The following is a 22881-nucleotide window of genomic DNA, read 5'->3' as shown; positions in this document are numbered from 1 at the left end:
AGGTTCGGGACCATGAATCTGAGCATCCAGGGCCTGCGGATCTTTCTGGCCGTCGTCGAAACCGGAAGTTTCTCGGCGGCGGCACGCCGGCTGTACATGAGCCAGCCATCGGTGTCTGCCCACGTCCGCAGCCTCGAAACCTCCCTCTCGGCCCATCTGCTGGACAGGGGCCCGGCCGGCGCATCTCTCACGCCGGCCGGGCAGGTGCTGGCCGACCATGCCCGGGCGATCTTCGCCGTGATGGACCAGGTCGACGCCGACGTCGCCGCCGCCCAGGGGATCCAGGACCGCAAGCTGTCCGTCGCCGGCACCAGCACGCTCGGTTCGTATCTGCTTCCCCGGGCACTCAGCCGGTTCCTGGCCGAGAATGACGGGCTCAGGACCGAGCTGCGGGTAGGAAACACCGAAGCGGTTGCTGACTGGCTGATCAACCGGGAGGTGAGCTTGGCCATCTGCGCCGGTGAAACCGACCACGAGCAGCTGGAGGGCACGGTGATCTTCGAGGACGCGCTCGTCCTGGTGGCGGGCCGGGCAAGCCCCCTGGCCGGACGTGACCTCACCCCGGCCGACCTGGAAGGCGAGCGGTTCCTGCTCCGGGAGATCGGGTCATCCACCCGGTTCGACCAGGACCAGGCGCTCGCCGACTGGAAGCTCACCCATGCCGAGCAGTGGACCATCTGGACGTCAGAGGCGGCAAGGGAATCTGTCCGGGCCGGCCTGGGGCTGGCGCTGGTCTCCGAACACGTGGTGGCACAGGACCTCCGGTCCGGCGAACTGGTCCGGCTGAAAATCCAGCCGGCTCCCCGGCACCGCCCGGTATCCCTGGTCCGCGTGGCCGGGCAGCCGCTGACCCGGGTTGAGAGCTCGTTCGTGGAAATGATCCAGAAAATGCATTCCTGGCCCTGAGCCGCCTGAGGGGGCTCGCGGCCGAATCCCGGCCGGACAAAGTCCGGCTGACATTCACGTACTTGAAAGGCAAAACCTATGAACTCTAGAGAGTTCCGAAACAAGCTCGACGGCGGGCGTACGGACCTTTTGATCGCCGGTGCAGGAATTGTGGGCCTCGCACACGCCTTCGAGGCGCACCGCAGGGGCTATACCGTCCGGATCATCGAACGCGACGCCCGGCCCAATGGCGCGTCCATCCGGAATTTCGGCCACTGCTGCATCACAGCGCAGGACGGTAAACACCTCGACACCGCCTACAGGTCACGCGAAGGGTGGCTGGCCGCGGCCGCGGCAGTGGGGTTCTGGTCCCCGGAAGCCGGGGCACTCGTCGTCGCACGAAGCCAGACGGAGCTGGCCGTTCTGGAACAACTCAGCGACAAACGCGGCACCGACAGCGTGCAGCTGCTCACGGCGGCACAAACTGCGGACCGGCTATCCCCTGCCGGTTCCCCTGACCCGCAAATCTGCGGCGGGGCATTTCTGCCTGCGGACCTGCGCGTCGACCCGCGCACCGCGGCGCCGGACATCGCGGACTGGCTGCAGAACCAGGACGGTGTCCAAATCCAATGGGGCACCGCTGTCAAGGACATCCGGGCCGGCACTGTCGCCACCACCCGCGGTGACTTCCACGCAGACAAAGTCCTCATCTGCGTCGGACACGACCTGGACTACCTGCTCCCGGACGTCGCCGCCCGCTACCAGGTCCAGCGCTGTGCCCTGCAGATGGCCCTTGCCCCGGCGCCCGCAGGTTTCACCCTGGACTCGGCAGTGCTGACCGGAACCTCCATGACGCGCTACGACGGCTTCACCACCATGCCCGCTGCCGACGCGCTCCGGCAGGAAATCCACGGGCACAGCCCCGAACTGATCGATATCGGCGCCAACGTCATGTTCACCCGGCGGCCCGACGGCACAGTCCTGCTCGGAGACAGCCACGTCTACGGACAGACCATCGGGCCGTTCCAGGACGAATGGATGACCACCCGCCTGGTCGGCGAGATCGAGAGGATCCTCGGGACCAGGCTGACCGTCACGCAGCGCTGGCAGGGAATCTACGCCTCCAGCCCGCTGACCTCACTCCTGCGCGAAGAGCTCGATTCAGCCACCACAGCTATCACGGTGACCTCCGGTATCGGCATGACCCTGTCGTTCGGCATTGCGGCCGAAACGATTGAGCGCCTCTGATGCGGGAAATACTCGCGGCAACCGGCTCCACCGATCTCCTCCGGCGCCCCTTTGGCAGCCTCCTCACCGCCATGGTCACGCCCTTCACGGCAGCCGGGGAGGTGGACCTGGACGCCGCCGCTGCGCTTGCTGCCGGGCTGGTCGACGGCGGCAGCGACGGACTCGTAGTGTGCGGAACCGCCGGTGAGGCCTCCACACTGGAAGATCAGGAAAAGGAGGACCTGATCCGGGTGGTCAAGGAGACCGTGGGCAACCAGGCCAGCATTGTCGCGGGCACGGGGACCAACTGCACTGCCCGTTCCATCAGCATGGCCCGGCGTGCCGCCAGGGCGGGCGCCGACGGCCAGCTGGTGGTGACCCCGTACTACAGCAAGCCCACCCAGGCAGGGGTGGCGGAGCACTTCACCAGGATCGCCGAAGAAACCGATCTTCCGGTGATGCTCTATGACATACCCGGCCGCGCCGGCATCGCCATCAGCACCGTCACCATGAAGCGCCTCGCTGAGAACGCCCGCATCGTGGCCCTTAAGGACGCGAAAGCCGACTTCAGCGCCACGACGGTGGTCCTGGCCGAAACCGACCTCGCCGTTTACGCCGGAGACGACGCGCTCGCATTGCCGTGGCTGGCTGCCGGGGCGTCGGGACTGGTCAGCGTTTCAGCCCACGCCGCCCCGGGGGCGTTCCGGCAGCTGGTCGATGCCGTTCACTGCGGAAATCTGGCACTGGCGAGGCGGCTGCACTTTGAGCTCGCTCCGCTGGTCCGCGCTGTGATGGACCACATTCCCGCGGCAACCGCGGCGAAACACATCCTCCACCGGCAACAGAGACTCGCTGGCAGCTTTGTCAGGTCGCCGCTGACGGAGCCGACAGGGAGCGAGGCCCGGAACCTCGCGGCGGAAGTTGCCGGAACGGCATGGGCGCTTAACTGAGCATGGGGCCTCGACCAACCACGGGCGCCTAACTGAACACGTCTTCTGGGCCTGCGGTGGAGGTGGCATACTCCGGCCGCCCGAGCGGCCGGTACGTCTGGATGGTGATGCCCCGTGACGTGGTCCGCGAGCTGACCAGCTCAAGTGCCATGTCAGGACCGGAATCGGGGAACAGCCGTGTGCCCTGGCCGACGACGACGGGATAGGTCACCAGGTCGAGCCGGTCCACCAGGCCGTTGGCCAGCAGCCACCGGACGAGGGCGCCGCTGCCCGGCACCAGGAGTTCGCCGTCGTGCTTTGCCTTCAGTTCAGCGATGGCCGTGGCAACGTCGCCCTGCAGGACAGTCGTGCCCGGCCACTGCGGGTCTGTGAGACTGGTGGACACCACGTACTTGGGGCGGCTGTTTAGCGCCGCGGCAATCGGATTCGTTTCAGGGTTGGGCAGCACTCCCCAGTAGCCCGCGAAGATTTCGTACGTACGGCGGCCAAAGAGAAACGCGTCCGCGCTGCCGTAGACCTGGTTGAGATAGTCCCCTGCTTCGTCGTCGATCAGCGGGATCGCCCATCCGCCGCGGTCGAAGCCGCCGCTGCGGTCCTCGTCCGGTCCGCCCAGCCCCTGCATCACGCCGTCAACCGAAACATTGGTTGTGGTGGTCAGCCTCATGTCGTGTCACCCCGTCGGACAACGGCCGCAGACCCCTGCCGGGTCTGCGCTACCGGCTACAGACAAGCACACTTGCTGCAGCCACGCGAGAGCTAAATGAGCAACGACCGCCGCCCGCCGGTGGCTAGGATGTGCCTGTGAAGCAGCAATCCCATCAGTGGCAGGCCTCCGCCAGCACGTCCGAGCCGTCCCCCGGTGTCTTTTTCGTCGAAGGACCCGCATCAAACTGGATCGTGGTCCGCGACGAGACCGGATTCATGGTCATCGACAGCGGCTACCCGTCCGACCGCCCGCTGGTCCTTGAATCCATCCGCCGTCTGGGCCTGCGCCCGGCTGACGCGCGGGCGTTGCTTATCACGCACGGCCACGTCGACCACACCGGGTCAGCGGCCTACTTCTCCGAAACGTACGGAACGCCGATCCTGTGCGCACCTGAAGAGCTGGCCCACGTCCAGGGCAAGGAAAAGCACCAGGTCACCTTCGGCCAGGTGGCAGTCCGCGCCTGGCGGCCCCGCGTCTTCCGCTGGCTGGCCCATGTCATCATGGCGGGGGCCCTCAAGGCGAAGCCGGCAACGGATGCCCGCGCGTGGAGCGCCGACACCCTGAAGAAGCTTCCCGGGAAGCCGGAAGCCGTTCTGCTGCCGGGGCACACACCGGGCAATGTCGCGATCCTGCTTCCCCGGGCCGGTGCCATAGCGGTCGGTGATTCCTTCGTCAGCGGCCATCCGCTAAGCAGTACCCACGGACCCCAGATGCTGCACCCGATGTTCCACACCGACCCCGCTCAGGCGCTCGCAGCCACGCACCGCCTGGACGACATCAGCGCCTCCGTGGTTCTGCCGGGCCATGGCTCCGCGCTCCGCATGCCACTGGCCGACGCCCTGGCAGCGTTGCGGGACTAGGAATAACTGCTCCAGTCGCATAAAATGAATGACGTTCATTTATATCGGCCGGGCCCCAAAGAGGGTGCGGCCGTGCAATACCGAAGGAGCCGCCGACAGTGACGCCGGGGACAGCTGCAGGAAAAATCCATGATGCGCGCGACCTGATTGGGACGGAGGTCAGGGTGGAGCGGGCAGGAACGGTCATCCGTGTGGGCTACGTGGAAACCGCCACCCCCTCCGGGGAACTCTTCTGGATCAGGGCCAACGGGTGCGAGCCCCGTGAGCTGTTCGGCTCGGCGCTGGGTCACACGGTTGTCCCGGCGTCGGAACCTGGCCAGATGGCCGGCTGAACCTCGGTCCGTCCCTTCGCGGGAGCGGCCTCCTAGGAACCGGAGCCGCCAAGGCCGGAACCACCCGGGCCGGAACGGTGGTTCACCTCGTCAGTCAGCCGGTCGATCAGGGCCACCGCGCCGTCGAGGTTTTCCACTGCCGCCCACAGGGCAGGCTGCTCGTCCCGGATCTGTTCCGGCGTGCGGCCTGCGGACGTGAGCGCGGCGAGGTCGAAACTCACGTTGGTCCGTGCCCCGGTCACCGCCGCCCTGAGGGCCCCGAACGCCACGACGACATCGGCAACCAGGGCCCGGTTCCCGTTGTACGCCAGCCACTCCAGGTCAGCAATGGCGCCCATGGCGCGGTCCCCGAGCACAGCTGAGGCCCTGGCTGCGTCCACGGAGGCCCGGTGAATCGCATCCTCCCGTTCCGGCCCCGGATCCAGCCGGAAGGCGGCTCCGAAAGCCTGGGACGCTGAAGCATCCTCGTCGGCCAGCCGCAGTGCGTCTTCCCGCAGCGAACGCACCCGCGCGTGAACGTCTGCCAGTTCCTGGCGCCGGCGCCCGTCAGATTCCGTATATCCGGCGACCATCGACGCCAGCGACGCGGCGATGGCAAGCATGACGCCCGCGCCGGCGCCGCCGCCAGGGGAACCAACGGACTGCGCCAGGGCCTGCGTCCAATCCTCAACCGTCGAATGCTGGGTCGTGACCGCCGTCGAATCATCACTCATGGCACCAGTCTGCCCCACGCCGTGCCATCTGCTCAGCCGGAAACGCTTGGGGCGGTGCTGGGTGAACAGGCGCTGCCGGGTGAAAAAGCGGACGACGGCGGGACCTCCCGCCGTCGTCACCCGGAGACTTTGCTGATCCGCTGCTACCGGTAAACGCGCACCCAATCGACGATCATCTGGGTTTGATTGGTGATGGTTCCGTCCGGGAACCAGTCGAGCTGCAGCGTCTGGTGCATTCCCACCGTCGGCAGATGGGACGGGTTGGTGTCGATGTACCACGGGACGCCGTCGATGTAACCTGTGATGCCGGTCCGGGTCCACTCGACGGCGTAGTTGTGCCACTGCGTCAGGTCGATGGCCTTGGCCGCCCGGGTCTGGTAGTTGGACCGCGTGCAGGCGTAGTGCAGGCTGAACTTGATCACGTTGACGTTGCCCAGCGCCTCGGCGTAATCAACCTCGGCGCAGGTCGACGAGTTATTGTCGTTGGGCCACAGCAGCACCACGGGGTGATATTCCACATCCCGGATGCTGGTCCGCATCCGCGTCTCCCAGCGGCCGTACTTCTGTTGGGCGAACTTGGCGGACACCCCGCCCGTGGTGCCGTGTGCGTCACCCGTAATGAAGAGCGCCCCGCTGGCAACTTTCACTGCCTGGGGGCTGCGGATCCCGTTGCCGTCGTGGCCGACGCTGTCGTACACCTTCCACTTCAGCGGGTTGGGCGGTCCCAAATAGTTGAACTCATCACCGGCCACCACCGGGCCCCAGTTCCGCACGACGGCGGCCTGCACGTTAGGCACGACGGTCGCCGCGAACGCCCCGTCCCCGTGCCCGCCGGAGAAGTTCCCGTTCAGATTAACTGCCGCCACGTTCAGGGCAACGGCAACGATAATTGCCGTTGCCAGCTTTCGCCTCCACAGCATGATCTCACCTCGGTTTGCAGCCTTCGCAGCGCCCCGCCCAAACGCATCCTGTTCAGTACCCTGCCGACAGGGTACTGAACGTAACTTGGGAAAACCTTGGGCTCCTTGGGTGGGCCATTCTTTGGGTGGGCCGTACCTTGGCTGAGCCGTTCTTTGAGGTGGGCCGGCTGCCCGGGGAACTACCCGCCGTCGTAAGCCCGCTGGAGTTCGGCGATATCCAGCTTCTGCATGCCCAGCATGGCCTGGACCGCGCGCTGGGAGCCGGCCGGGTCCGGCCCGTTAACGAGCCGGCTGAGAACCTTCGGGACTATCTGCCACGAAACGCCGTATCTGTCCTTGAGCCAGCCGCACTGGCTCTCGCTCCCGCCGTCGGTGAGGGAGTTCCAATAGCGGTCAACCTCATCTTGCGAGGCGCAGTCCACCACGAAGGAGACTGCCTCATTGAAGGAGAACGCCGGTCCCCCGTTCAACGCCTGGAAATCCTGGCCCTCGATTTCAAATTCGACGACGACAGCCTGGCCTTCCGGGCCGGGTCCACCCTCGCCGAGGCGCGAGACGCTGGTGATCGAGGCGTTATCGAAGACTGACACGTAGTATTCGGCTGCTTCCTCCGCCTGGGTGTCGAACCACAGGCAGGGTGTGATTTTCTGCACGCCGCTCTCCTCCTTAGTGAGGCCGGAGTCCGCCCGACGGGCGCCGACACCCCGAAACCTCCTGCATTCCGCCCTGAGACTAGTCCCGCCAGGTGCCGGCGACAATGGGGGCGGGGACAAACGACTGCTCAAGCGCGCATCCCGGCGACGGACGAGTGGCTCACCAGCCCGACGGTGTTTCCTTCACTGTCCCTGATGAACGCCATCCATTCATCCGTGCCCGCAGGGCCGAGCCGGGCATCATCGTGATGGAAGATCACGTGCGGGGCGCCCACCACCTCCACTCCCCTTGCCTCCAACTCCGCCACATGTGACCGGACGTCCGTGACGGTCAGGTAGATCAGCGACGACGGCGCTCCCCGCTCCAGCAGGAGCCGGACGCCGTCGAGATCGAAGAACAGCAGCCCCGGGGGGTCGAAGACCGCTGCCGGGGCAACGCCCAGAAGGGCAGAGTAGAACTCCGCCGCACGGTCAAGGTCCTCGGCATGCTGCGCGATCTGGGTGAGCTTCACCAGGCCTCCTTCAGGGTGCACATTGGTTCCTGCATGACATCGTCACGGCATATTCTTGCCGGGGCAAGAGCCGCCAAAAACGGATAGGCTCGGAAGCATGCCTTCCACAACAGACCGTTCCGGAACACGGGCAGTTCCGGCCGTCACAGCAGCCGCAGCGGCGGCCGATGCCATCCTCATCCTGATTTTTGCCGCCATCGGCCGCGACGCCCATGCGCGCGGTGAATCGGTGACCGGAATCCTGGCCACCGCCTGGCCCTTCCTGGCCGGCGCCGCCGTCGCCTGGCTGCTGCTGCGGGTCTGGCGGCGGCCCCTGGCGCTGTGGCCGGCCGGAGTGGAGGTCTGGCTGGGCACCGTGGCCGTCGGCATGTCGCTGCGGGCACTGACGGGACAGACCGTGGTCCTGCCGTTTGTAATTGTGGCCCTGGTGAGCCTGGCGGTGTTCCTCCTCGGCTACCGCCTCATCGTCGCCATAGTCCTCCGCCTGCGCGCCCGCCGGCGCGCCTGACCCACCGAGCCGGGCCGAGCGCCAGCGGGGCGGGCCGAGTCTTCGGCGACCCGGCTGGTGGCCACCCATGTTGCACCTGCCCATGTATTAGGCTGGCAGCACAGCTCAACAGATCCGGAAGGGTTCACAGTGATCACCGCATTCGTCCTGATCAAGACAGACGCCTCGCGCATCCCCGAAACGGCCGAGGAAATTTCCGCCATCGAGGGCATCAGCGAGGTCTACTCCGTCACCGGGGAATGGGACCTGATCGCCGTTGCACGCGTGTCCCAGCACGAGGACCTCGCGGACGTCATCGCTGACAGGCTGTCCAAGGTGCCCGCCGTCGTGCACACCACCACCCACATCGCCTTCCGCGCTTACTCACAGCACGACCTCGATGCCGCGTTCGCACTGGGATTCGAGGAATAACCGGGGTTCCAGGAGTAGACCTCGTGTAACAATCCCGTGAGCTAGCAAGGGAGGGGCCGGGCACCTGCAGGTGCCCGGCCCCTCCCTTGTTAGTGCCTTGGGATGTTGCCCTAAGCCTGCGAGAGGCTGACCCACTTGTCGAGAACGGCAGCGGCTGCGCCTGAGCCAATGGATTCCGCAGCCCGGTCCAGCGCCAGCTTCATGCGGTCGGTGAGCGGACCGTCGGCCTGAAGGTCGAAGGCCACCAGGCCCGCCGCCGCGTTCAGCAGGACAGCGTCCCTGACTGGGCCCGTTTCCCCGGCCAGGACATCGCGCACGACGGCGGCGTTCGCCTGCGCATCCCCGCCGCGCAGCTGCTCGACAGTCGCCTGGGGGATCCCCAGGTCCCGCGGCGAGAAAGTCTGTTCGGTCACCTCGCCGCCGCGGATCTCCCACACGGTGGACGGTCCCGTGGTGGTCAGTTCATCCAGGCCGTCGCTTCCGCGGAACACCAGGCCGCGGCTGCCGCGCCGCGCCAGGACGCCTGCCACCAGCGGCGCCATGCGCGCGTTTGCCACCCCCACTGCGGAGGCCTGCACCCGGGCGGGGTTGGTGAGGGGGCCCAGGAAGTTGAAGGCTGTGGGGATCGCGAGCTCACGGCGCGGTACCGCGGTGTGGCGGAAGGACGGGTGGAAAACCTGGGCGAAGCAGAAGGTGATGCCCGCTTCCTCAGCGTTCCGGGCGACGTTGGCGATGGGGAGGTCGAGCCGGACGCCCAGCGCTTCCAGGACGTCCGCGGATCCGGACGACGACGACGCCGCCCGGTTGCCGTGCTTAACGACCTTTGCGCCCGCCCCGGCACAGACCAGTGCGGCCATGGTGGAGATGTTTACGGTGTTAAGTTGGTCACCGCCGGTGCCCACGATGTCCAGCTTTTCCCCGGTGATGGAGATGGGATTGGCATGGGACACCATGGCGTCAACCAAGCCGGCAATCTCCTCCACGGTCTCGCCCTTGGCTCGCAGCGCAACCAGGAAACCGGCGATCTGGACGGGCGTCGCTGACCCCGACATGATGGTGTCCATGGCCCACGATGTACTGTCCGCGCTCAGGTGTTCGCCGTTCAACAGTGCCGAGATGAGGCGCGGCCAGGTGTTGCCTGCCGCCGGTGCCGATACCTGAGAAGTCACCTCCTGATGCTATCGAGGAGCCTGTCGCAAAGACCAATGTGAACGCCGTCGGGAACTTTTCAGCGCGATTTCGCGTCTTTGTAGAAAAAGTCTCCGCAAAAGGCGGTTTGCGTTGGGCAAGCCGAAGTTTTACAGACATAATGTCTATGTGACATCTGCGACCCATGCCCCCAGTACCCCTGCGCACCCCACGCTGAACCGCCCGAACATGGTCTCCGTCGGGACCGTTGTCTGGCTCTCCAGCGAGTTGATGTTCTTCGCCGGCCTCTTCGCCATGTACTTCACACTCCGGTCCACTTCCGGCCAGATGTGGGCTGAAGAGACGGCAAAGCTCAACTTCCCCTTTGCGCTCGTTAATACCATCGTCCTTGTGGCAAGTTCCTTCACTTGCCAGATGGGCGTCTTTGCCGCCGAAAGGCTCCAGCCGCGACGCAGCGGCGGGCCGCTCCAGTTCACCCGCTGGGGCATGATCGAATGGTTCACCCTGACCTTCCTCATGGGCGCATTCTTCGTTGCCGGCCAGACCACGGAATACGCCATGCTGGTGTCCGAGCACGTGTCGCTGTCCTCTAACGCCTACGGCTCCGCCTTCTACATGACCACCGGCTTCCACGGCCTGCACGTCATCGGCGGCCTGGTTGCCTTCCTGCTCATCATGGGCCGCGCCTTCGCCGCCAAGAAGTTCGGTCACTTCGAGGCGACCTCAGCCATTGTCACCTCTTACTACTGGCACTTCGTGGACGTTGTGTGGATTGGCCTCTTCCTGGTCATCTACGTCCTCAAGTAGTCCGACTTTCCTCCCTCTCTCCAAGAGAACGTATTTCAAGAAGCGGCTCACGGAGCCGACGCACGATCGAATAAAGGAACCACCACGTGAAGGCACTCTCGCAGAAGCGACGTCACCCACTGGCAGCAATAGCCCTGCTGTTGATGGGCCTCCTCCTCACTGGTGGGCTGTACGCCGTTGCCACCACCGTCAACGAGGCCAAAGCCAGCACTGCAGAGTTCACCGCCAGCGATACACAGGAAGGCCAGAAGCTCTTCGAAGCCAACTGCGCCACCTGCCACGGCATGGGTGCCAGCGGAACGCAGGATGGTCCCTCACTGGTCGGCGTCGGCGCCGCCGCTGTTGACTTCCAGGTCGGCACCGGACGCATGCCCATGCAGATGAACGGCCCCCAGGCCTACAAGAAGCCGGCCCAGTTCAACGACACGCAGACCCACCAGCTGGCCGCGTACGTTGCGTCGCTGGGTGCCGGTCCGGCCATCCCGGCCGACGAATACCTCGACGAAAAGGGCGATGCCGCCAAGGGTGGCGAGCTGTTCCGCACCAACTGCGCCATGTGCCACAACGCGGCAGCTGCCGGCGGTGCACTGACCCGCGGCAAGTTCGCCCCGGCGCTGGCCGATGTCACCGGCAAGCACATCTACGAAGCCATGGCCACCGGACCGCAGAACATGCCGGTGTTCAGCGACTCGAACATCACCCCCGAGGGCAAGCGCGACATCATCACCTTCTTGAAGCAGATTGAAGCCAACGGCTCCCCGGGTGGCGCAGACCTGGGTGCCCTGGGCCCCGTTTCGGAAGGCCTGTTCGTGTGGATCGCGGGCCTCGGCGTCATCATCGCCTTCACGATCTGGCTGACGTCCCGTACGTCCTAGCCAACCCGGCAACACAAAGAATGTCCTGCTGATCACTCAGCAGGTTTGGAACTGAACATTAACTCGGCAAAGGCCGAGACGAGAGAAGGATGAGGCGAATCATGGGCAACCATAGTGACGGCAGTCCGAACCACTCGGGCACCGTAGCTACGGCTGGTCAGCATGAGGTGGAGAAATTCCAGGATCCTGGAATTCCCCCGCACCGCTTGCGCCTGGCTGACACGGACCCGAAGGCCGCCAAGCGGGCAGAACGGCAGGTTGCTGCACTGTTCGCAATCTCAGTCGTTGGCACCATCATCTTCCTGGTGGCGTACTTCGCCATCGATTTGGGAGACGACTCCAGCGTTGCGACGATCCGGCTGCAGAATGCATTGCTCGGCATCGGAACGGCGTTTGCCATGCTCGGCATCGGCACCGGCATCGTGCACTGGGCCAAGGCCCTCATGCCGGACCACGAAGTTTCCGAGGAACGCCACGCGATCCGCACGGAGGACGACCGCCAGGCTGCCGTCCGCATCGTCGACGACATCGTCGAGGAAACGGGCATCAAGCGCCGTCCCCTCATCCGAAACACCCTGCTTGGCGCAGTCGCACTGGCACCTCTGCCGGCCCTCGCCATCTTCGGTGACCTCGGACCGCGCCCGGACGACAAGCTGGCGCACACCATGTGGGCCCCGCAGGACGGCAAGCTCAAGCGCCTCACCCGCGACCCCGATGGCACCCCCATCAAGGCCTCGGACGTCACCATCGGTTCCGCCTTCCACGTCATCCCGGAAGGCCTCAACGAACTGCACGAGGGCAAGCTGAACGAAAAGGCCAAGGCCGTCGTTCTGCTGATGCGCCTCAACCCGCAGGATCTTCACATCTCTGCGGGCCGTGAGAACTGGAGCTACAACGGCATCGTTGCGTACTCCAAGATCTGCACCCACGTCGGCTGCCCTGTTGCCCTCTACGAGCAGCAGACGCACCACCTGCTGTGCCCGTGCCACCAGTCAACCTTCGACCTGACCCAGGAATGCAAGGTTATCTTCGGCCCGGCAAGCCGCCCGCTCCCCCAGCTGCCCATCGCAGTTGACGATGAGGGCTACCTGGTCGCCACCAGCGACTTCAAAGAACCTGTAGGACCAAGTTACTGGGAGCGTGATGAGCATGAGCGCAGCGTCAACAGCTGAAGCCCCCGCCTACGTAGCCAACACCAAAGTCGGACGGTTTACTGACTTCGTCGACGAGCGCGTCGGCGGATCCGGTATCCTCCGCGAATTCGGCCGCAAGGTATTCCCGGACCACTGGTCCTTCATGTTTGGCGAGGTGGCGCTGTACTCCTTCGTCATCCTGCTGATGTCGGGAACCTTCCTGACGTTCTTCTTCGACCCCTCCATGGCGGAGACGCACTACGCCGGCTCCTACACGCCGCTGAAGAACGTTGAAATGTCCGTCGCCTACAGCTCCTCGCTGGACATCTCCTTCGACGTCCGCGGCGGCCTGTTCATGCGCCAGGTCCACCACTGGGCAGCACTGCTGTTCGTGGCCTCCGTGGCTGTGCACATGCTCCGCGTCTTCTTCACCGGCGCGTTCCGCAAGCCCCGTGAAATGAACTGGGTGGTGGGCGGCGTCCTGCTGATCCTGGCCATGGCCGCCGGCTTCACCGGATACTCCCTCCCCGATGACCTGCTGTCCGGCAACGGCCTGCGCATCATCGACGGCGTGATCAAGTCGATCCCCGTGATCGGCACCTACATCTCGTTCTTCCTGTTCGGTGGGGAGTTCCCCGGCACGGTCATCATCAGCCGCCTCTACACGCTGCACATCCTGCTCGTGCCGGCACTGATCCTGCTCATGATCGTCATCCACCTCTTCATGGTGGTTGTCCACAAGCACACGCAGTACCCCGGCCCGGGCCGCAACGACCGCAACGTCGTTGGCTACCCGCTGGGCCCGGTCTACGCTGCGAAGGCCGGCGGCTTCTTCTTCATCGTGTTCGGTGTCATCGCGCTGATGGCTGCGTTCTTCACCATCAACCCGATCTGGAACTACGGCCCGTACGACCCCTCCCCCGTGTCCGCAGGCACCCAGCCTGACTGGTACATCGGCTGGGTTGACGGCGCGCTGCGCCTGATGCCCGGTGTGGTCAGCGGCTTCCACTTCGAATACATCATCTTCGGCCACGTGCTGACGCTGAACGTCCTGCTCCCCGCACTCGTTCCGGCAGGCGCGGTGTTCACCGTGCTGTTCACCTACCCGTGGATCGAGCGCTGGATCACCAAGGACAACCGCGAGCACCACGTCCTGGACCGTCCCCGCAACGCCCCCACGCGTACGGCTATCGGCATGGCCGGTTTCACGTTCTACTGCGTCATGTGGGCCGCCGCGAGCTCGGACCTCATTGCAACGCACTTCCACGTGGCACTGAACGACGTCACCTACTGGCTGCGGGCGCTGTTCTTCCTCGGACCGATCATCGCGTTCGTCGTCACTAAGCGCGTGGCCCTGGCCCTGCAGCGCAAGGACCGCGAAATCGCCCTCCACGGCCGCGAGACCGGACGCATCGTCCGCCTCCCGCACGGTGAGTTCATCGAGGTGCACGCCCCGCTGGACGAGTACAAGCGCTACAAGCTGGTTGGCTTTGAGTCGCCCGCACCGCTGCCCGCACAGCCGAACGAGCACGGCGTGGTCACCCGCAAGGAAAACCGCCGCGCCAAGCTGTCCCGCTGGTTCTTCGAGGACAGGGTTGCCCCGGCAACGCCTGCTGAGCTCGAGGCCGGCCACGGCCACCACGAAGCCGTTGAAGCCGGCGCGGGACAGAAGACCCTGAGCCACTAAGTAGCCAGGCCATCAGGATCTTCACCCCAGGCAGTAAACAGAGAAGGCCCGGTCCACCAGGACCGGGCCTTCTCTGTGTTTCAGAAGAACCTGTTTCCGAACGGTTCTGCCCGCAGGGAAGCAGGCCGGCTACTGCTGCCGGTAACCCGAGGCGTAATTACGGGTAGGCCGGACACCGGGCCGCTGCAGGGGAACCCACAGCTTGTACCGGTCTGCCCGGTAGTAGGACACGGAGTAGTCCACCATGGCCCGGGCCACAAAGGCATGTCGCTGGATCTTCAGCAGCGGCGCACCGTTCTCGACGTTGAGCAGCCTGGCTATGGAGGGCGACGCAGCCGTGGCCTCGATCATGTCCTCGCCCCATTCCATGACCAGGCCGAACTGTTCACTGAGGACGTTGTAGAGCGAGGTGGGCGGCTCGCCGTCGAGCAGGCCCGGCACGCGGTGGGCGGGGATGAAGTTCTCGTCCACGCTCATTGGCTCGTTATCGGCCAGCAGAAGGCGCCGGAAGCGCACCAGGGGCGTTCCTTCCTCCAGCTGGAGTTCGCGGGCCAGGAAGGCGCTGGCAGCGATCTGCTCGAAGCTCAGCACCTTCGCAGCCGGCACCATGCCGCGGCGCTGCATCTCCTCGCTGTAGGAGGTCAGCTTGACCTGGAGGTCCAGCTTCGGTTTCCGGACGAAGGTGCCCAGGCCCACCACCCGTTCGATGACCTCCTCCCCCACCAGGGCGTCGATGGCCTGGCGGACGGTCATCCGGGCGAGGCCGAACCGTTCTGCCAGATCCCGTTCGGAAGGCAGCGCCGAGCCTGGCGGGCATGATGTCGCGATGTAGGTCCTGAGGATCTCACGGAGCTGGACGTAGATCGGCGTCCCGCTGGTTCTGTCGATTTCACCGGCAATGCCGGCAACGCTAGCAGCCACGGCGGCCGCTCCTGTATTGCATTCTCACAGTTCAAGGGTAAGCCAACGCGGCTACAGGTCTAGACCAGGCCGGTCCCCGGGGCGGATCGTCGGCCAGGGCCGATATTCTTAAAGGCGAACAAAATAGAAAGACGACGGCGGCTTTCCCCCCAATGTGCCATCCCGTCCAAAGTGAAGGAGTCCAGTTGCCCGTTCGTAAGGCAATAGTTTCTGCGGCCATCGGCCTGCACGCCAGGCCGGCAGCGGTGTTCGTCCGCGCGGTCACGGAGACAGGCTTGCCGGTGACCATCCGCAAGGACGGCATTGACGCCGTCGACGCCCGCTCGCTGCTCGAGGTCATGACTGCCGACTTCAACTTCGGCTGCGAGGTAGAGCTCGCGGTAAAGGAATCAGCCCTCCCGGCGGGCAGGAGCCTCGGTGAGGCCGAAGCGGCGCTCTCGGGTCTCGTCGAACTGCTGGCGTCGCAGAGGGCCAGCTAGCGCCGGCTTAAATTCAAAAAGAAACGACGGCGGGCCCCGCCGAAAAGGTGGGGCCCGCCGTCGTTCTTGGTACTGAATCGCTTAGTGCGCGTGGTCTCCGCGGCTGTACTCGTATACCCAGCCCACGAGGGCCACCAGCGCCATGCCGCCGGCGATGAAGACGATCCAGAAGCCTACGGCCAGGCCCAAGAATCCTGCTGCGCAGGAGAGGCCCAGAACCAGCGGCCACCAGCTCCAGGGGCTGAAGTGCCCCTGCTCGCCGGCGCCTTCGTGGATTTCTGCGTCGGCACGGTCCTCGGGACGCATGCCCACGCGCTTGCCGGTGAAGCCCAGGTAGGCGCCGATCATGCCTGCGAGGCCACCCACCAGGAGGATGCCCAGGATGCCGACCCACTCAGACCAGTTGGTGAGGAAGCCGTAGATGATGGAAACCGGAACGAAGAAGAAGACTCCTGCTCCAAAAATCCATGACTCGATTCTCATTGCGCGGTGTCCTTCTGATCGGCGTTGCCCAGCACGCTTGCTGCAGGTGCCGGCGACTCAACGGTGTGTGACTGGGAGAGCTCAGGGTGGTGCAGGTCCAGTGCCGGACGCTCCGAGCGGATGCGCGGCAGGGACGTGAAGTTGTGACGCGGCGGCGGGCAGGACGTGGCCCACTCCAGCGAGGCACCGAAGCCCCAGGGATCGTCAACCTGAACCTTCTCGGCGCTGCGTGCAGTGATGTACACGTTCCAGAAGAACGGGATCAGGGACGCACCCAAGACGAACGAGGCGATGGTGGAGAACTGGTTCATCCAGGTGAAGCCATCCTCCACCAGGTAGTCGGCGTAACGGCGGGGCATGCCCTCGACGCCGAGCCAGTGCTGGATCAGGAAGGTGCCGTGGAAGCCCAGGAACAGGAGCCAGAAGTGGATCTTGCCGAGGCGTTCGTTGAGCATCTTGCCCGTCCACTTGGGCCACCAGAAGTAGAAGCCGGCGAACATTGCGAACACCACGGTGCCGAACACCACGTAGTGGAAGTGCGCCACCACGAAGTAGGAGTCGGAGACATGGAAGTCCAGCGGCGGGGAGGCCAGGATGATGCCGGTCAGGCCGCCGAAGAGGAACGTGATGAGGAAGCCGATGCTCCACAGCATGGGGGTTTCGAACGTCAGCGAGCCGCGCCACATGGTGCCGATCCAGTTGAAGAACTTCACACCGGTCGGGACCGCGATGAGCATGGTCATGAAGGAGAAGAACGGCAGTAGCACCGAACCGGTGACGTACATGTGGTGTGCCCACACGGTCACGGAGAGGGCAGCAATCGCGATGGTCGCGTAGACCAGGCCCTTGTAGCCGAAGATCGGCTTGCGGCTGAAGACCGGGAAGATCTCGGACACGATGCCGAAGAACGGCAGGGCGATGATGTACACCTCGGGGTGGCCGAAGAACCAGAAGAGGTGCTGCCACAGGACGGCGCCGCCGTTCTCCGGGTCGAAGATGTGGGCGCCGAAGCGGCGGTCCGCACCGAGGGCGAAGAGTGCAGCTGCCAGCGGCGGGAACGCCATCAGAACCAGGATGGCCGTAACCAGCGTGTTCCAGGTGAAGATCGGCATGCGCCACATGGTCATGCCGGGGGCACGCATGCAGATGATGGTGGTGATGAAGTTGACCGCGCCCAGGATGGTGCCGAAGCCGGACAGTGCCAGGCCGAAGACCCACAGGTCACCGCCGACGCCGGGGCTGAAGGTGGTGTTGGAGAGCGGCGCGTAGGCGAACCAGCCGAAGGATGCAGCACCCTGCGGGGTGATGAAGCCCGAAACGGCGATGGTGGAGCCGAACAGGAAGAACCAGAAGGCCAGCGCGTTCAGTCGCGGGAACGCGACGTCGGGTGCACCGATCTGCAGCGGCATGATCACGTTCGCGAAGCCGGCAAAGAGCGGCGTGGCGAACATCAGCAGCATGACCGTGCCGTGCATGGTGAACAGCTGGTTGTACTGCTCCTTGGTCTGCAGGATCTGCATGCCGGGTTCGAAGAGCTCGGCGCGGATGAGCAGCGCCATCACGCCGCCGAAGCAGAAGAACACGAAGGACGCGATCAGGTACATGTACCCGATGGTCTTGTGGTCGGTGGAGGTGATCCAGTTGACGACGATGCGCCCCTTGGATTTGGGAACTACGGGAGCCTCAAGGATCCCGGGGGTCTGGGTGTAAGTAGCCACTTCGCTTCCCTTACTTCGTTGCGTTCAGGTTCGGGTTGCGGTCGTACTCGTCACCAAGCAGGCCCGTGTTGCCGTCCTGGCGAAGCTGGTTCATGTGAGCCTGGAATTCGGACTCGGAAACCACCTTGACGCGGAACAGCATTTCGGAGTGGTACTCACCGCAGAGCTCGGCGCACTTGCCGTCGTAGGTGCCCTCTTTGGTGGGGGTGAACCGGATGTAGTTGGTCTTGCCGGGGATCATGTCCCTCTTTTGCAGGAATGCAGGAACCCAGAAGGAGTGGATCACGTCGCGGGAGTTCAGTTCCAGGTCGACGGACTTGTTGACCGGCAGGTACAGCGTGGGGAGCTTGTCCTTGTTGATCGCCTCGCCCGTGAGGTGCGCCTGGACACCGGCCTCGTGGAGGTCCTCGGTGACGACGTCGCCCTTCTTGTAGTTGAAGTCCCATGCCCACTGCTTGCCGCGGACGTCCACTACGACGTCGGCCGGCTTCGAGCGGTCATCGATTGCCTGCTGGTCACGGTCGGTGAAGTAGAAAAACACCAGGACCATGAAGAGCGGGATCGTCAGGTAAAAGACCTCAAGGGGCAGGTTGAAGCTGGTCTGCCGCGGGAAGCCCACGGTGCCCTTGCGGCGGCGGTAGGCAACGAGGCACCAGACGATCAGGCCCCAAGTGATGATGCCCACCACGAGGGCGGCAATCCATGAGTTGACCCAGAGGTCCATGATGCGGTCAGTGTGATTGGTGGTGCCACGCTCGGTGGGCAGCCACCCCTTCTCTACCTCTGGCGAACATCCAGTCAAAACCAACGCGCCGGCAGTTGCCAAGCCAGTGATCGTAGTGATCGTTTTGCGTCGGCTGCCGGTTCGGTTCTGCGAACTCACAGACGGCCCTTCCTACTTGTTGCTGTTGCCAGGGCGGCAAAAAGCTTCCCGGGCACACTAAAAGTTTTACTACTCGGTGTAGAGCTTACCGCTCCCCGCAGGTTTTCGCCCACATGTCCCCACCGTGTGGCGGGGCCGGTTTTCACCGGCGCCGCCAAGAGGTTCTGGATGGGCTTACTTACCCGTTAGTGGAACGAATCACCGCAGGCGCATGAGCCGCCCGCATTCGGGTTGTCTATGGTGAAGCCCTGCTTGGAGATGGTGTCTTCAAAGTCGATGCTGGCACCGCTGAGGTACGGCACGCTCATCTTGTCGACGACGACCTCGACACCGTCGAAGTCGCGTACCGCGTCACCGTCAAGGAGGCGCTCGTCGAAGTACAGCTGGTAAATGAGGCCGGAGCAGCCGCCCGGCTGCACAGCTACGCGGAGGCGAAGATCGGTACGGCCTTCCTGCTCCAGGAGGCTGCGGACCTTGCCTGCGGCAACGTCCGTCAGCTGAACCTCGTGGCTCGCCAGTTCCTCACTGGCCGGGCCGGTGGGTTCGGTGCTGTTTTCATTGGTCGTAGTGCTCATTGGCCTACCTTACTAACGACGGTTATGGCTGCCCCGCTTGCACGGTGCCTGCCCCTACGGAAACGGTACGGGCTATAGCTACATGCTACGTCGATCCGGCGCGGAGCTCTAACTTCAGGCGTAACCCTCCGCGGCCTCCCGTTGTTCCCTGCGGGGCCTGCTAGCGGAGGCCCTCCGCGTTCAGTCGTGCCAGCAGTAGCGCCTCGGCAACCACCGCGTTGCGGAAGTCCTCCAGGTGCAGTGACTCGTTGGCGGAATGCGCGCGCGAATCGGGGTCCTCCACGCCCGTCACCAGGATCTGGACCTCGGGGTACAGCTCGGTGAGGTCGCTGATGAACGGAATCGAACCTCCGATCCCCATTTCCACGGCCGGTACGCCCCAGGCCTCGCCGAGCGCCCACATGGCCAGTCCGGCAGCGGCGGATCCCGTATCCGTCTGGAAGGCGTTGCCGCTCTCCCCCGGAGTGAAGGTGACCTTGGCCCCAAACGGCGCGTGGGTTTCGACGTGCCGGCGCACGGCCTCCATGGCCTCCGCCGGGTCCTGGCCCGGGGCCAGCCGGAGGCTGAACTTGGCGCGGGCGCTGGGCAGCAGGGTGTTGGAGGCAACGCTCACGGCCGGCGCATCAAAGCCGATAATCGACAGCGCCGGCTTGGTCCACAGGCGTGAGGCGATGGTTCCGGTGCCTGCCAGCCGCACGCCGTCGAGCACTGAAGCGTCGGCGCGGTACTCCTCCTCGGTGAGGTCCACGGCCGTTTCGTCCCGGCCCACCAGTCCCGCAATGGCCACGCTGCCGTCGTCGTCGTGGAGTGTGGCGATCAGGCGCGAGAGCAGGGTGGGTGCATCCAGCACCGGGCCGCCGAACATGCCCGAATGCACTGCGTGGTCGAGGACCTGTACCTCGATGGTTCCGTCGACCAGTCCGCGCAGGCTGGTGGTCAGGGCCGGTACGCCCACCTTCCAGTTGCTGGAATCAGCCACGACGATGACGTCGGCGCGGAGCAGTTCGCGGTGCGTTTCAAGGAACGTCCTGAAGGTTGGCGAACCTGCCTCTTCCTCCCCCTCGAAGAACAGCGTGACGCCCAGCCCGAATTCGTCACCGAGCACCCGGGTAACGGCGCCGTAGGCGGCAACATGGGCCATGATCCCGGCCTTGTCATCGGCCGCGCCGCGCCCGTAAAGGCGCCCGTTGCGTTCGACGGCGGTAAACGGCTCGGACTCCCACAGCGCGGGATCACCGGGCGGCTGGACGTCGTGGTGGGCGTAGAGAAGGATTGTCGGCTTGCCCGCCGCGGCCTCGCGGCGTGCGACGACGGCCGGCCCGCCAGGGGTGCCGTCTTCCTTGTCGCACCGGAGGATCCGGACGTCCCCGATGTCCGCCGCGCGCACCAGGCTGGCCACGGCCTCGGCGCTGGCGTCCAGCGGGGCAGAGTCAAAGCTGGGCCAGGCGATGCCGGGTATGGCCACCAGGTCCTTCAGCTGTGCAACTGTGGTGTCGAAGGCCGCGTCAACGGCAGCCCGCAGCGCGTCGGTGTCGATGCCGGCCGCTGTCCCCGCATATTGCCGGGCGTCGTACTGTTGCGGGGTCGCCGCAGGGAATGAAGTCATGGCCAAACACTACCTGTGTCACACGCCACAACAAACCTCGCGGTGGCGGGGTGCAGGGTGGCACAGCGCGGCGCCCGGCGGGGAACCGGGCATGACCGGGGGCACAGTCCGCCAAGGTATTCTGTTGTGGTGTTCGGACGTAAAAAGGAAGCGCCAGCGGCGCAGGATCTAGTAGACCAGCAGGCTGCCGAGGCAGCCGCAGTAGCAGGCAAAGGCGCACCCACGCCCAAGCGCAAAGCACAGGAAGCGGCCCGCAAGCGCCCCCTCGTGCCGGAGGACCGCAAGGCCTCCAAGGAAGCGGAGCGTGCCGCGGCCCAGGAGCAGCGCCTGAAGATGCGCCAGGCCCTGGACACCGGCGACGAAAGGTTCCTGCCGATCCGTGACAAGGGCCCGCAGAAGCGGTTCGCCCGTGATTACGTTGATGCCCGCTTCAGCCTGGGCGAGTACCTGATGTTCGGTGCCCTCGTGTTCGTCATCATCTCCCTCGTGGTGCCTGCCAGCAGCAACATGATGGTCTACGTGCTGGGCGGCTTCTGGGTGATGTTCCTGGCTGTTTTCGTTGACGTGTTCATCCTGTCCCGCAAGCTCCGCAAGCGCTTGGCCGAAAAGTTCGGCGAGGTTGAGCGCGGCACCGTCTGGTACGGTTCCATGCGTTCGCTGCAGTTCCGGAAGCTTCGCCTGCCCAAGCCCCTGGTCCGCCGCGGGCAGTACCCGTCCTGATTCCTCGTTTCCTCCTGCGGCTCGGCCGGCCAGGGGGTGGTCCCGGACCTAAAGCAGCAGCCCGGCGGTTCCACCGCCGGGCTGCTGTATTTAATGCGGGTCTTAGCGGTTCCGGGCCAGTTCCTTATTGATCCGGGCGGCCCAGAACGGCCCCTCGTACAGGAAGGCCGTGTAGCCCTGGACCAGGGTGGCGCCGGCGTCCAGCCGGTCCTGGACGTCCTGGCCAGTTTCCACGCCGCCCACGGAGATCAGCGTCAGCCGGTCCTGGGTGACCGACTTCAGCCGGCGCAGTACCTCCAGCGACCGGCTCTTCAGCGGTGCCCCCGAGAGGCCCCCGGCGCCGCAGCCCTCCACCTTGTCCGCAGCGGAGTTGAGCCCGTCGCGGCCGATGGTGGTGTTCGTGGCGATGATGCCGTCGAGGCCGAGGTCCATCGCCAGCCGGGCGACGTCGTCGATATCCTCATCTGTGAGGTCGGGTGCGATCTTTACCAGCAGCGGGACGTGCCGGCCTGCTGACTTATCGGCCTCCTCCCCCACCGCCTTCAGCAGCGGCCGGAGCGTTTCCACGTTCTGCAGGAGCCGGAGTCCGGGCGTGTTCGGCGAGCTGACGTTCACCACGAGGTAGTCGGCGGCCGGGGCGAGGCCGCGCGCGCTGATGAGGTAGTCCTCCACGGCGTCCTCGAGCTCAACCACCTTGGTCTTGCCGATGTTGACGCCGATCACGGGCCGCACCTTGGCGTGGCGCCGCTGCAGTGCAGCCCGGGCGGACTTCAGCCGCGGAGCCACGGCAGAGGCACCGTCGTTGTTGAATCCCATCCGGTTTATGACGGCCCGGTCCGCAACCAGCCGGAACAGCCGGGGCTTTTCATTGCCGGGCTGGGCCTGGCCGGTGATGGTGCCCACCTCCACGTGGCCGAATCCGAGCTCCGTCAGGGCCTCGATCCCGTGGCCCTCCTTGTCGAAGCCCGCGGCGAGGCCGAACGGCGACGGGAAGGTCAGGCCGAGCGCGTTCGTCTGCAGGGACGCCGGCGGAGCCGTAAACCGCTCGAGAAGCCGTCCCGCTCCCACGGAATGGACCATCCGGATTCCTTTGAAACCGATCTTGTGGGCGCGTTCGGCGTCCATCCATGAAAAGGCCAGCCTGAAAAAAGTGGGGTATACGCGCATG

26 protein-coding genes are annotated in these 22881 nt (G+C 65.1%); 13 read left to right on the top strand and 13 right to left on the bottom strand.

The annotated features are described in order from the left end of the window. The first annotated feature begins 12 nt into the window (after positions 1–12). From R5O87_RS01590 to dapA, 3 genes are all read left to right on the top strand, one after another. Positions 13–906: a LysR family transcriptional regulator gene (locus R5O87_RS01590; protein ID WP_410556119.1), complete on the top strand. Its 894-nt coding sequence runs from the start codon at positions 13–15 to the stop codon at positions 904–906. Between the two features lie 78 nt (positions 907–984). Next, positions 985–2133: a TIGR03364 family FAD-dependent oxidoreductase gene (locus R5O87_RS01585; RefSeq protein ID WP_410556118.1), complete on the top strand. Its 1149-nt coding sequence runs from the start codon at positions 985–987 to the stop codon at positions 2131–2133. After that, positions 2133–3062, top strand: a complete 930-nt coding sequence (dapA, locus tag R5O87_RS01580) for a 4-hydroxy-tetrahydrodipicolinate synthase (RefSeq protein WP_410556116.1) — start codon at positions 2133–2135, stop codon at positions 3060–3062. The genes R5O87_RS01585 and dapA overlap by 1 nt, the downstream gene beginning before the upstream one ends. Before the next feature lie 28 nt (positions 3063–3090). On the opposite strand, the gene R5O87_RS01575 is transcribed toward dapA, so the two are convergent. Next, positions 3091–3726, bottom strand: a complete 636-nt coding sequence (locus R5O87_RS01575; protein WP_410556115.1) for a dihydrofolate reductase family protein — start codon at positions 3724–3726, stop codon at positions 3091–3093. A gap of 137 nt (positions 3727–3863) precedes the next feature. On the opposite strand from R5O87_RS01575, the gene R5O87_RS01570 reads away from it, so the two are divergent. Then, entirely contained in the window at positions 3864–4628 is a 765-nt protein-coding gene (locus tag R5O87_RS01570; protein ID WP_410556114.1) for an MBL fold metallo-hydrolase, read from the top strand. A 98-nt stretch (positions 4629–4726) separates the two neighbouring features. Then, positions 4727–4960, top strand: coding sequence for a hypothetical protein (locus R5O87_RS01565; RefSeq protein ID WP_410556113.1), 234 nt, complete (start codon positions 4727–4729; stop codon positions 4958–4960). A gap of 32 nt (positions 4961–4992) precedes the next feature. Here R5O87_RS01565 and R5O87_RS01560 read toward each other — a convergent pair whose 3' ends face one another. The 4 genes from R5O87_RS01560 to R5O87_RS01545 all read right to left on the bottom strand — a co-directional run bounded on the left by R5O87_RS01560 (position 4993) and on the right by R5O87_RS01545 (position 7758). Beyond that, positions 4993–5673: a cyclodeaminase/cyclohydrolase family protein gene (locus R5O87_RS01560; protein WP_410556112.1), complete on the bottom strand. Its 681-nt coding sequence runs from the start codon at positions 5671–5673 to the stop codon at positions 4993–4995. Between the two features lie 143 nt (positions 5674–5816). After that, positions 5817–6593 (bottom strand): glycoside hydrolase family 16 protein, encoded by a 777-nt coding sequence (locus R5O87_RS01555; protein ID WP_410556111.1) that lies wholly within the window; start codon positions 6591–6593, stop codon positions 5817–5819. 179 nt (positions 6594–6772) lie between these two features. Further along, complete coding sequence (locus tag R5O87_RS01550; RefSeq protein WP_410556110.1) at positions 6773–7246, bottom strand: VOC family protein; 474 nt, start codon at positions 7244–7246, stop codon at positions 6773–6775. Positions 7247–7374: 128 nt separating this feature from the next. Continuing rightward, on the bottom strand, positions 7375–7758 hold the full coding sequence (locus R5O87_RS01545; protein ID WP_410556109.1) for a VOC family protein: 384 nt from the start codon (positions 7756–7758) through the stop codon (positions 7375–7377). A 97-nt stretch (positions 7759–7855) separates the two neighbouring features. Between R5O87_RS01545 and R5O87_RS01540 the strand changes: the two genes are divergently transcribed. Together R5O87_RS01540 and R5O87_RS01535 are read left to right on the top strand one after the other, a co-directional pair. Next, positions 7856–8266: a DUF3054 domain-containing protein gene (locus R5O87_RS01540; RefSeq protein ID WP_410556108.1), complete on the top strand. Its 411-nt coding sequence runs from the start codon at positions 7856–7858 to the stop codon at positions 8264–8266. 129 nt (positions 8267–8395) lie between these two features. Next, positions 8396–8677, top strand: a complete 282-nt coding sequence (locus R5O87_RS01535; protein ID WP_410556107.1) for an Lrp/AsnC family transcriptional regulator — start codon at positions 8396–8398, stop codon at positions 8675–8677. A 110-nt stretch (positions 8678–8787) separates the two neighbouring features. Here R5O87_RS01535 and trpD read toward each other — a convergent pair whose 3' ends face one another. Further along, the gene (gene trpD, locus R5O87_RS01530; RefSeq protein WP_410556106.1) at positions 8788–9846 is read right to left on the bottom strand and encodes an anthranilate phosphoribosyltransferase; all 1059 of its coding nucleotides are present in this window, start codon (positions 9844–9846) and stop codon (positions 8788–8790) included. A gap of 112 nt (positions 9847–9958) precedes the next feature. Between trpD and ctaE the strand changes: the two genes are divergently transcribed. The 4 genes from ctaE to qcrB all read left to right on the top strand — a co-directional run bounded on the left by ctaE (position 9959) and on the right by qcrB (position 14328). Then, on the top strand, positions 9959–10633 hold the full coding sequence (gene ctaE, locus R5O87_RS01525; RefSeq protein ID WP_377991884.1) for an aa3-type cytochrome oxidase subunit III: 675 nt from the start codon (positions 9959–9961) through the stop codon (positions 10631–10633). Between the two features lie 86 nt (positions 10634–10719). Further along, positions 10720–11508, top strand: coding sequence for a cytochrome bc1 complex diheme cytochrome c subunit (gene qcrC, locus R5O87_RS01520; RefSeq protein WP_410556105.1), 789 nt, complete (start codon positions 10720–10722; stop codon positions 11506–11508). A 101-nt stretch (positions 11509–11609) separates the two neighbouring features. Next, positions 11610–12680, top strand: coding sequence for a cytochrome bc1 complex Rieske iron-sulfur subunit (qcrA, locus tag R5O87_RS01515; protein WP_410556104.1), 1071 nt, complete (start codon positions 11610–11612; stop codon positions 12678–12680). Then, on the top strand, positions 12658–14328 hold the full coding sequence (gene qcrB / locus R5O87_RS01510; RefSeq protein ID WP_410556103.1) for a cytochrome bc1 complex cytochrome b subunit: 1671 nt from the start codon (positions 12658–12660) through the stop codon (positions 14326–14328). Before qcrA ends, qcrB begins: the two co-directional genes overlap by 23 nt. A gap of 129 nt (positions 14329–14457) precedes the next feature. On the opposite strand, the gene R5O87_RS01505 is transcribed toward qcrB, so the two are convergent. Then, positions 14458–15249 (bottom strand): GntR family transcriptional regulator, encoded by a 792-nt coding sequence (locus R5O87_RS01505; protein ID WP_410556102.1) that lies wholly within the window; start codon positions 15247–15249, stop codon positions 14458–14460. A 185-nt stretch (positions 15250–15434) separates the two neighbouring features. On the opposite strand from R5O87_RS01505, the gene R5O87_RS01500 reads away from it, so the two are divergent. Beyond that, entirely contained in the window at positions 15435–15728 is a 294-nt protein-coding gene (locus R5O87_RS01500) for an HPr family phosphocarrier protein (RefSeq protein ID WP_410556100.1), read from the top strand. Positions 15729–15809: 81 nt separating this feature from the next. On the opposite strand, the gene R5O87_RS01495 is transcribed toward R5O87_RS01500, so the two are convergent. The 5 genes from R5O87_RS01495 to R5O87_RS01475 form a co-directional block, all read right to left on the bottom strand. Then, on the bottom strand, positions 15810–16211 hold the full coding sequence (locus R5O87_RS01495) for a cytochrome c oxidase subunit 4 (protein WP_102974540.1): 402 nt from the start codon (positions 16209–16211) through the stop codon (positions 15810–15812). After that, the gene (gene ctaD, locus R5O87_RS01490) at positions 16208–17929 is read right to left on the bottom strand and encodes an aa3-type cytochrome oxidase subunit I (RefSeq protein ID WP_377994212.1); all 1722 of its coding nucleotides are present in this window, start codon (positions 17927–17929) and stop codon (positions 16208–16210) included. Before ctaD ends, R5O87_RS01495 begins: the two co-directional genes overlap by 4 nt. Positions 17930–17939: 10 nt before the next feature. Continuing rightward, positions 17940–18812 carry an aa3-type cytochrome oxidase subunit II gene (gene ctaC, locus R5O87_RS01485; RefSeq protein WP_410556099.1) on the bottom strand — a complete coding sequence of 291 codons (873 nt, stop codon included), beginning with the start codon at positions 18810–18812 and terminating at the stop codon, positions 17940–17942. A gap of 185 nt (positions 18813–18997) precedes the next feature. Beyond that, entirely contained in the window at positions 18998–19387 is a 390-nt protein-coding gene (locus R5O87_RS01480; protein ID WP_377967862.1) for a HesB/IscA family protein, read from the bottom strand. 160 nt (positions 19388–19547) lie between these two features. Continuing rightward, a complete protein-coding gene (locus R5O87_RS01475; protein ID WP_410556097.1) occupies positions 19548–20993 on the bottom strand; it encodes a dipeptidase in 1446 nt (481 codons plus the stop codon). 129 nt (positions 20994–21122) lie between these two features. Between R5O87_RS01475 and R5O87_RS01470 the strand changes: the two genes are divergently transcribed. After that, positions 21123–21713: a DUF3043 domain-containing protein gene (locus R5O87_RS01470; protein WP_410556096.1), complete on the top strand. Its 591-nt coding sequence runs from the start codon at positions 21123–21125 to the stop codon at positions 21711–21713. 102 nt (positions 21714–21815) lie between these two features. Here R5O87_RS01470 and R5O87_RS01465 read toward each other — a convergent pair whose 3' ends face one another. After that, positions 21816–22880 carry a quinone-dependent dihydroorotate dehydrogenase gene (locus tag R5O87_RS01465; RefSeq protein WP_410556095.1) on the bottom strand — a complete coding sequence of 355 codons (1065 nt, stop codon included), beginning with the start codon at positions 22878–22880 and terminating at the stop codon, positions 21816–21818. Between the last annotated feature and the right edge of the window lies 1 nt (position 22881).

Origin of the sequence: Arthrobacter globiformis (genome assembly GCF_046536215.2) — a bacterium.
Classification (GTDB): Bacteria; Actinomycetota; Actinomycetes; order Actinomycetales; family Micrococcaceae; genus Arthrobacter; species Arthrobacter globiformis_E.
The sequence above is the reverse complement of the archived record's forward strand: the minus strand, read 5'-3'. Positions and strand labels throughout refer to the sequence as shown.

Coding starts and splice junctions, on each gene's coding strand:
- R5O87_RS01590 (WP_410556119.1), top strand. CDS start 13: ATGAATCTGAGCATCCAGGGCCTGCGGATCTTTCTGGCCGTCGTCGAA.
- R5O87_RS01585 (WP_410556118.1), top strand. CDS start 985: ATGAACTCTAGAGAGTTCCGAAACAAGCTCGACGGCGGGCGTACGGAC.
- dapA (WP_410556116.1), top strand. CDS start 2,133: ATGCGGGAAATACTCGCGGCAACCGGCTCCACCGATCTCCTCCGGCGC.
- R5O87_RS01575 (WP_410556115.1), bottom strand. CDS start 3,726: ATGAGGCTGACCACCACAACCAATGTTTCGGTTGACGGCGTGATGCAG.
- R5O87_RS01560 (WP_410556112.1), bottom strand. CDS start 5,673: ATGAGTGATGATTCGACGGCGGTCACGACCCAGCATTCGACGGTTGAG.
- R5O87_RS01555 (WP_410556111.1), bottom strand. CDS start 6,593: ATGCTGTGGAGGCGAAAGCTGGCAACGGCAATTATCGTTGCCGTTGCC.
- R5O87_RS01540 (WP_410556108.1), top strand. CDS start 7,856: ATGCCTTCCACAACAGACCGTTCCGGAACACGGGCAGTTCCGGCCGTC.
- qcrA (WP_410556104.1), top strand. CDS start 11,610: ATGGGCAACCATAGTGACGGCAGTCCGAACCACTCGGGCACCGTAGCT.
- qcrB (WP_410556103.1), top strand. CDS start 12,658: ATGAGCGCAGCGTCAACAGCTGAAGCCCCCGCCTACGTAGCCAACACC.
- R5O87_RS01495 (WP_102974540.1), bottom strand. CDS start 16,211: ATGAGAATCGAGTCATGGATTTTTGGAGCAGGAGTCTTCTTCTTCGTT.
- R5O87_RS01480 (WP_377967862.1), bottom strand. CDS start 19,387: ATGAGCACTACGACCAATGAAAACAGCACCGAACCCACCGGCCCGGCC.
- R5O87_RS01475 (WP_410556097.1), bottom strand. CDS start 20,993: ATGACTTCATTCCCTGCGGCGACCCCGCAACAGTACGACGCCCGGCAA.
- R5O87_RS01465 (WP_410556095.1), bottom strand. CDS start 22,880: ATGCGCGTATACCCCACTTTTTTCAGGCTGGCCTTTTCATGGATGGAC.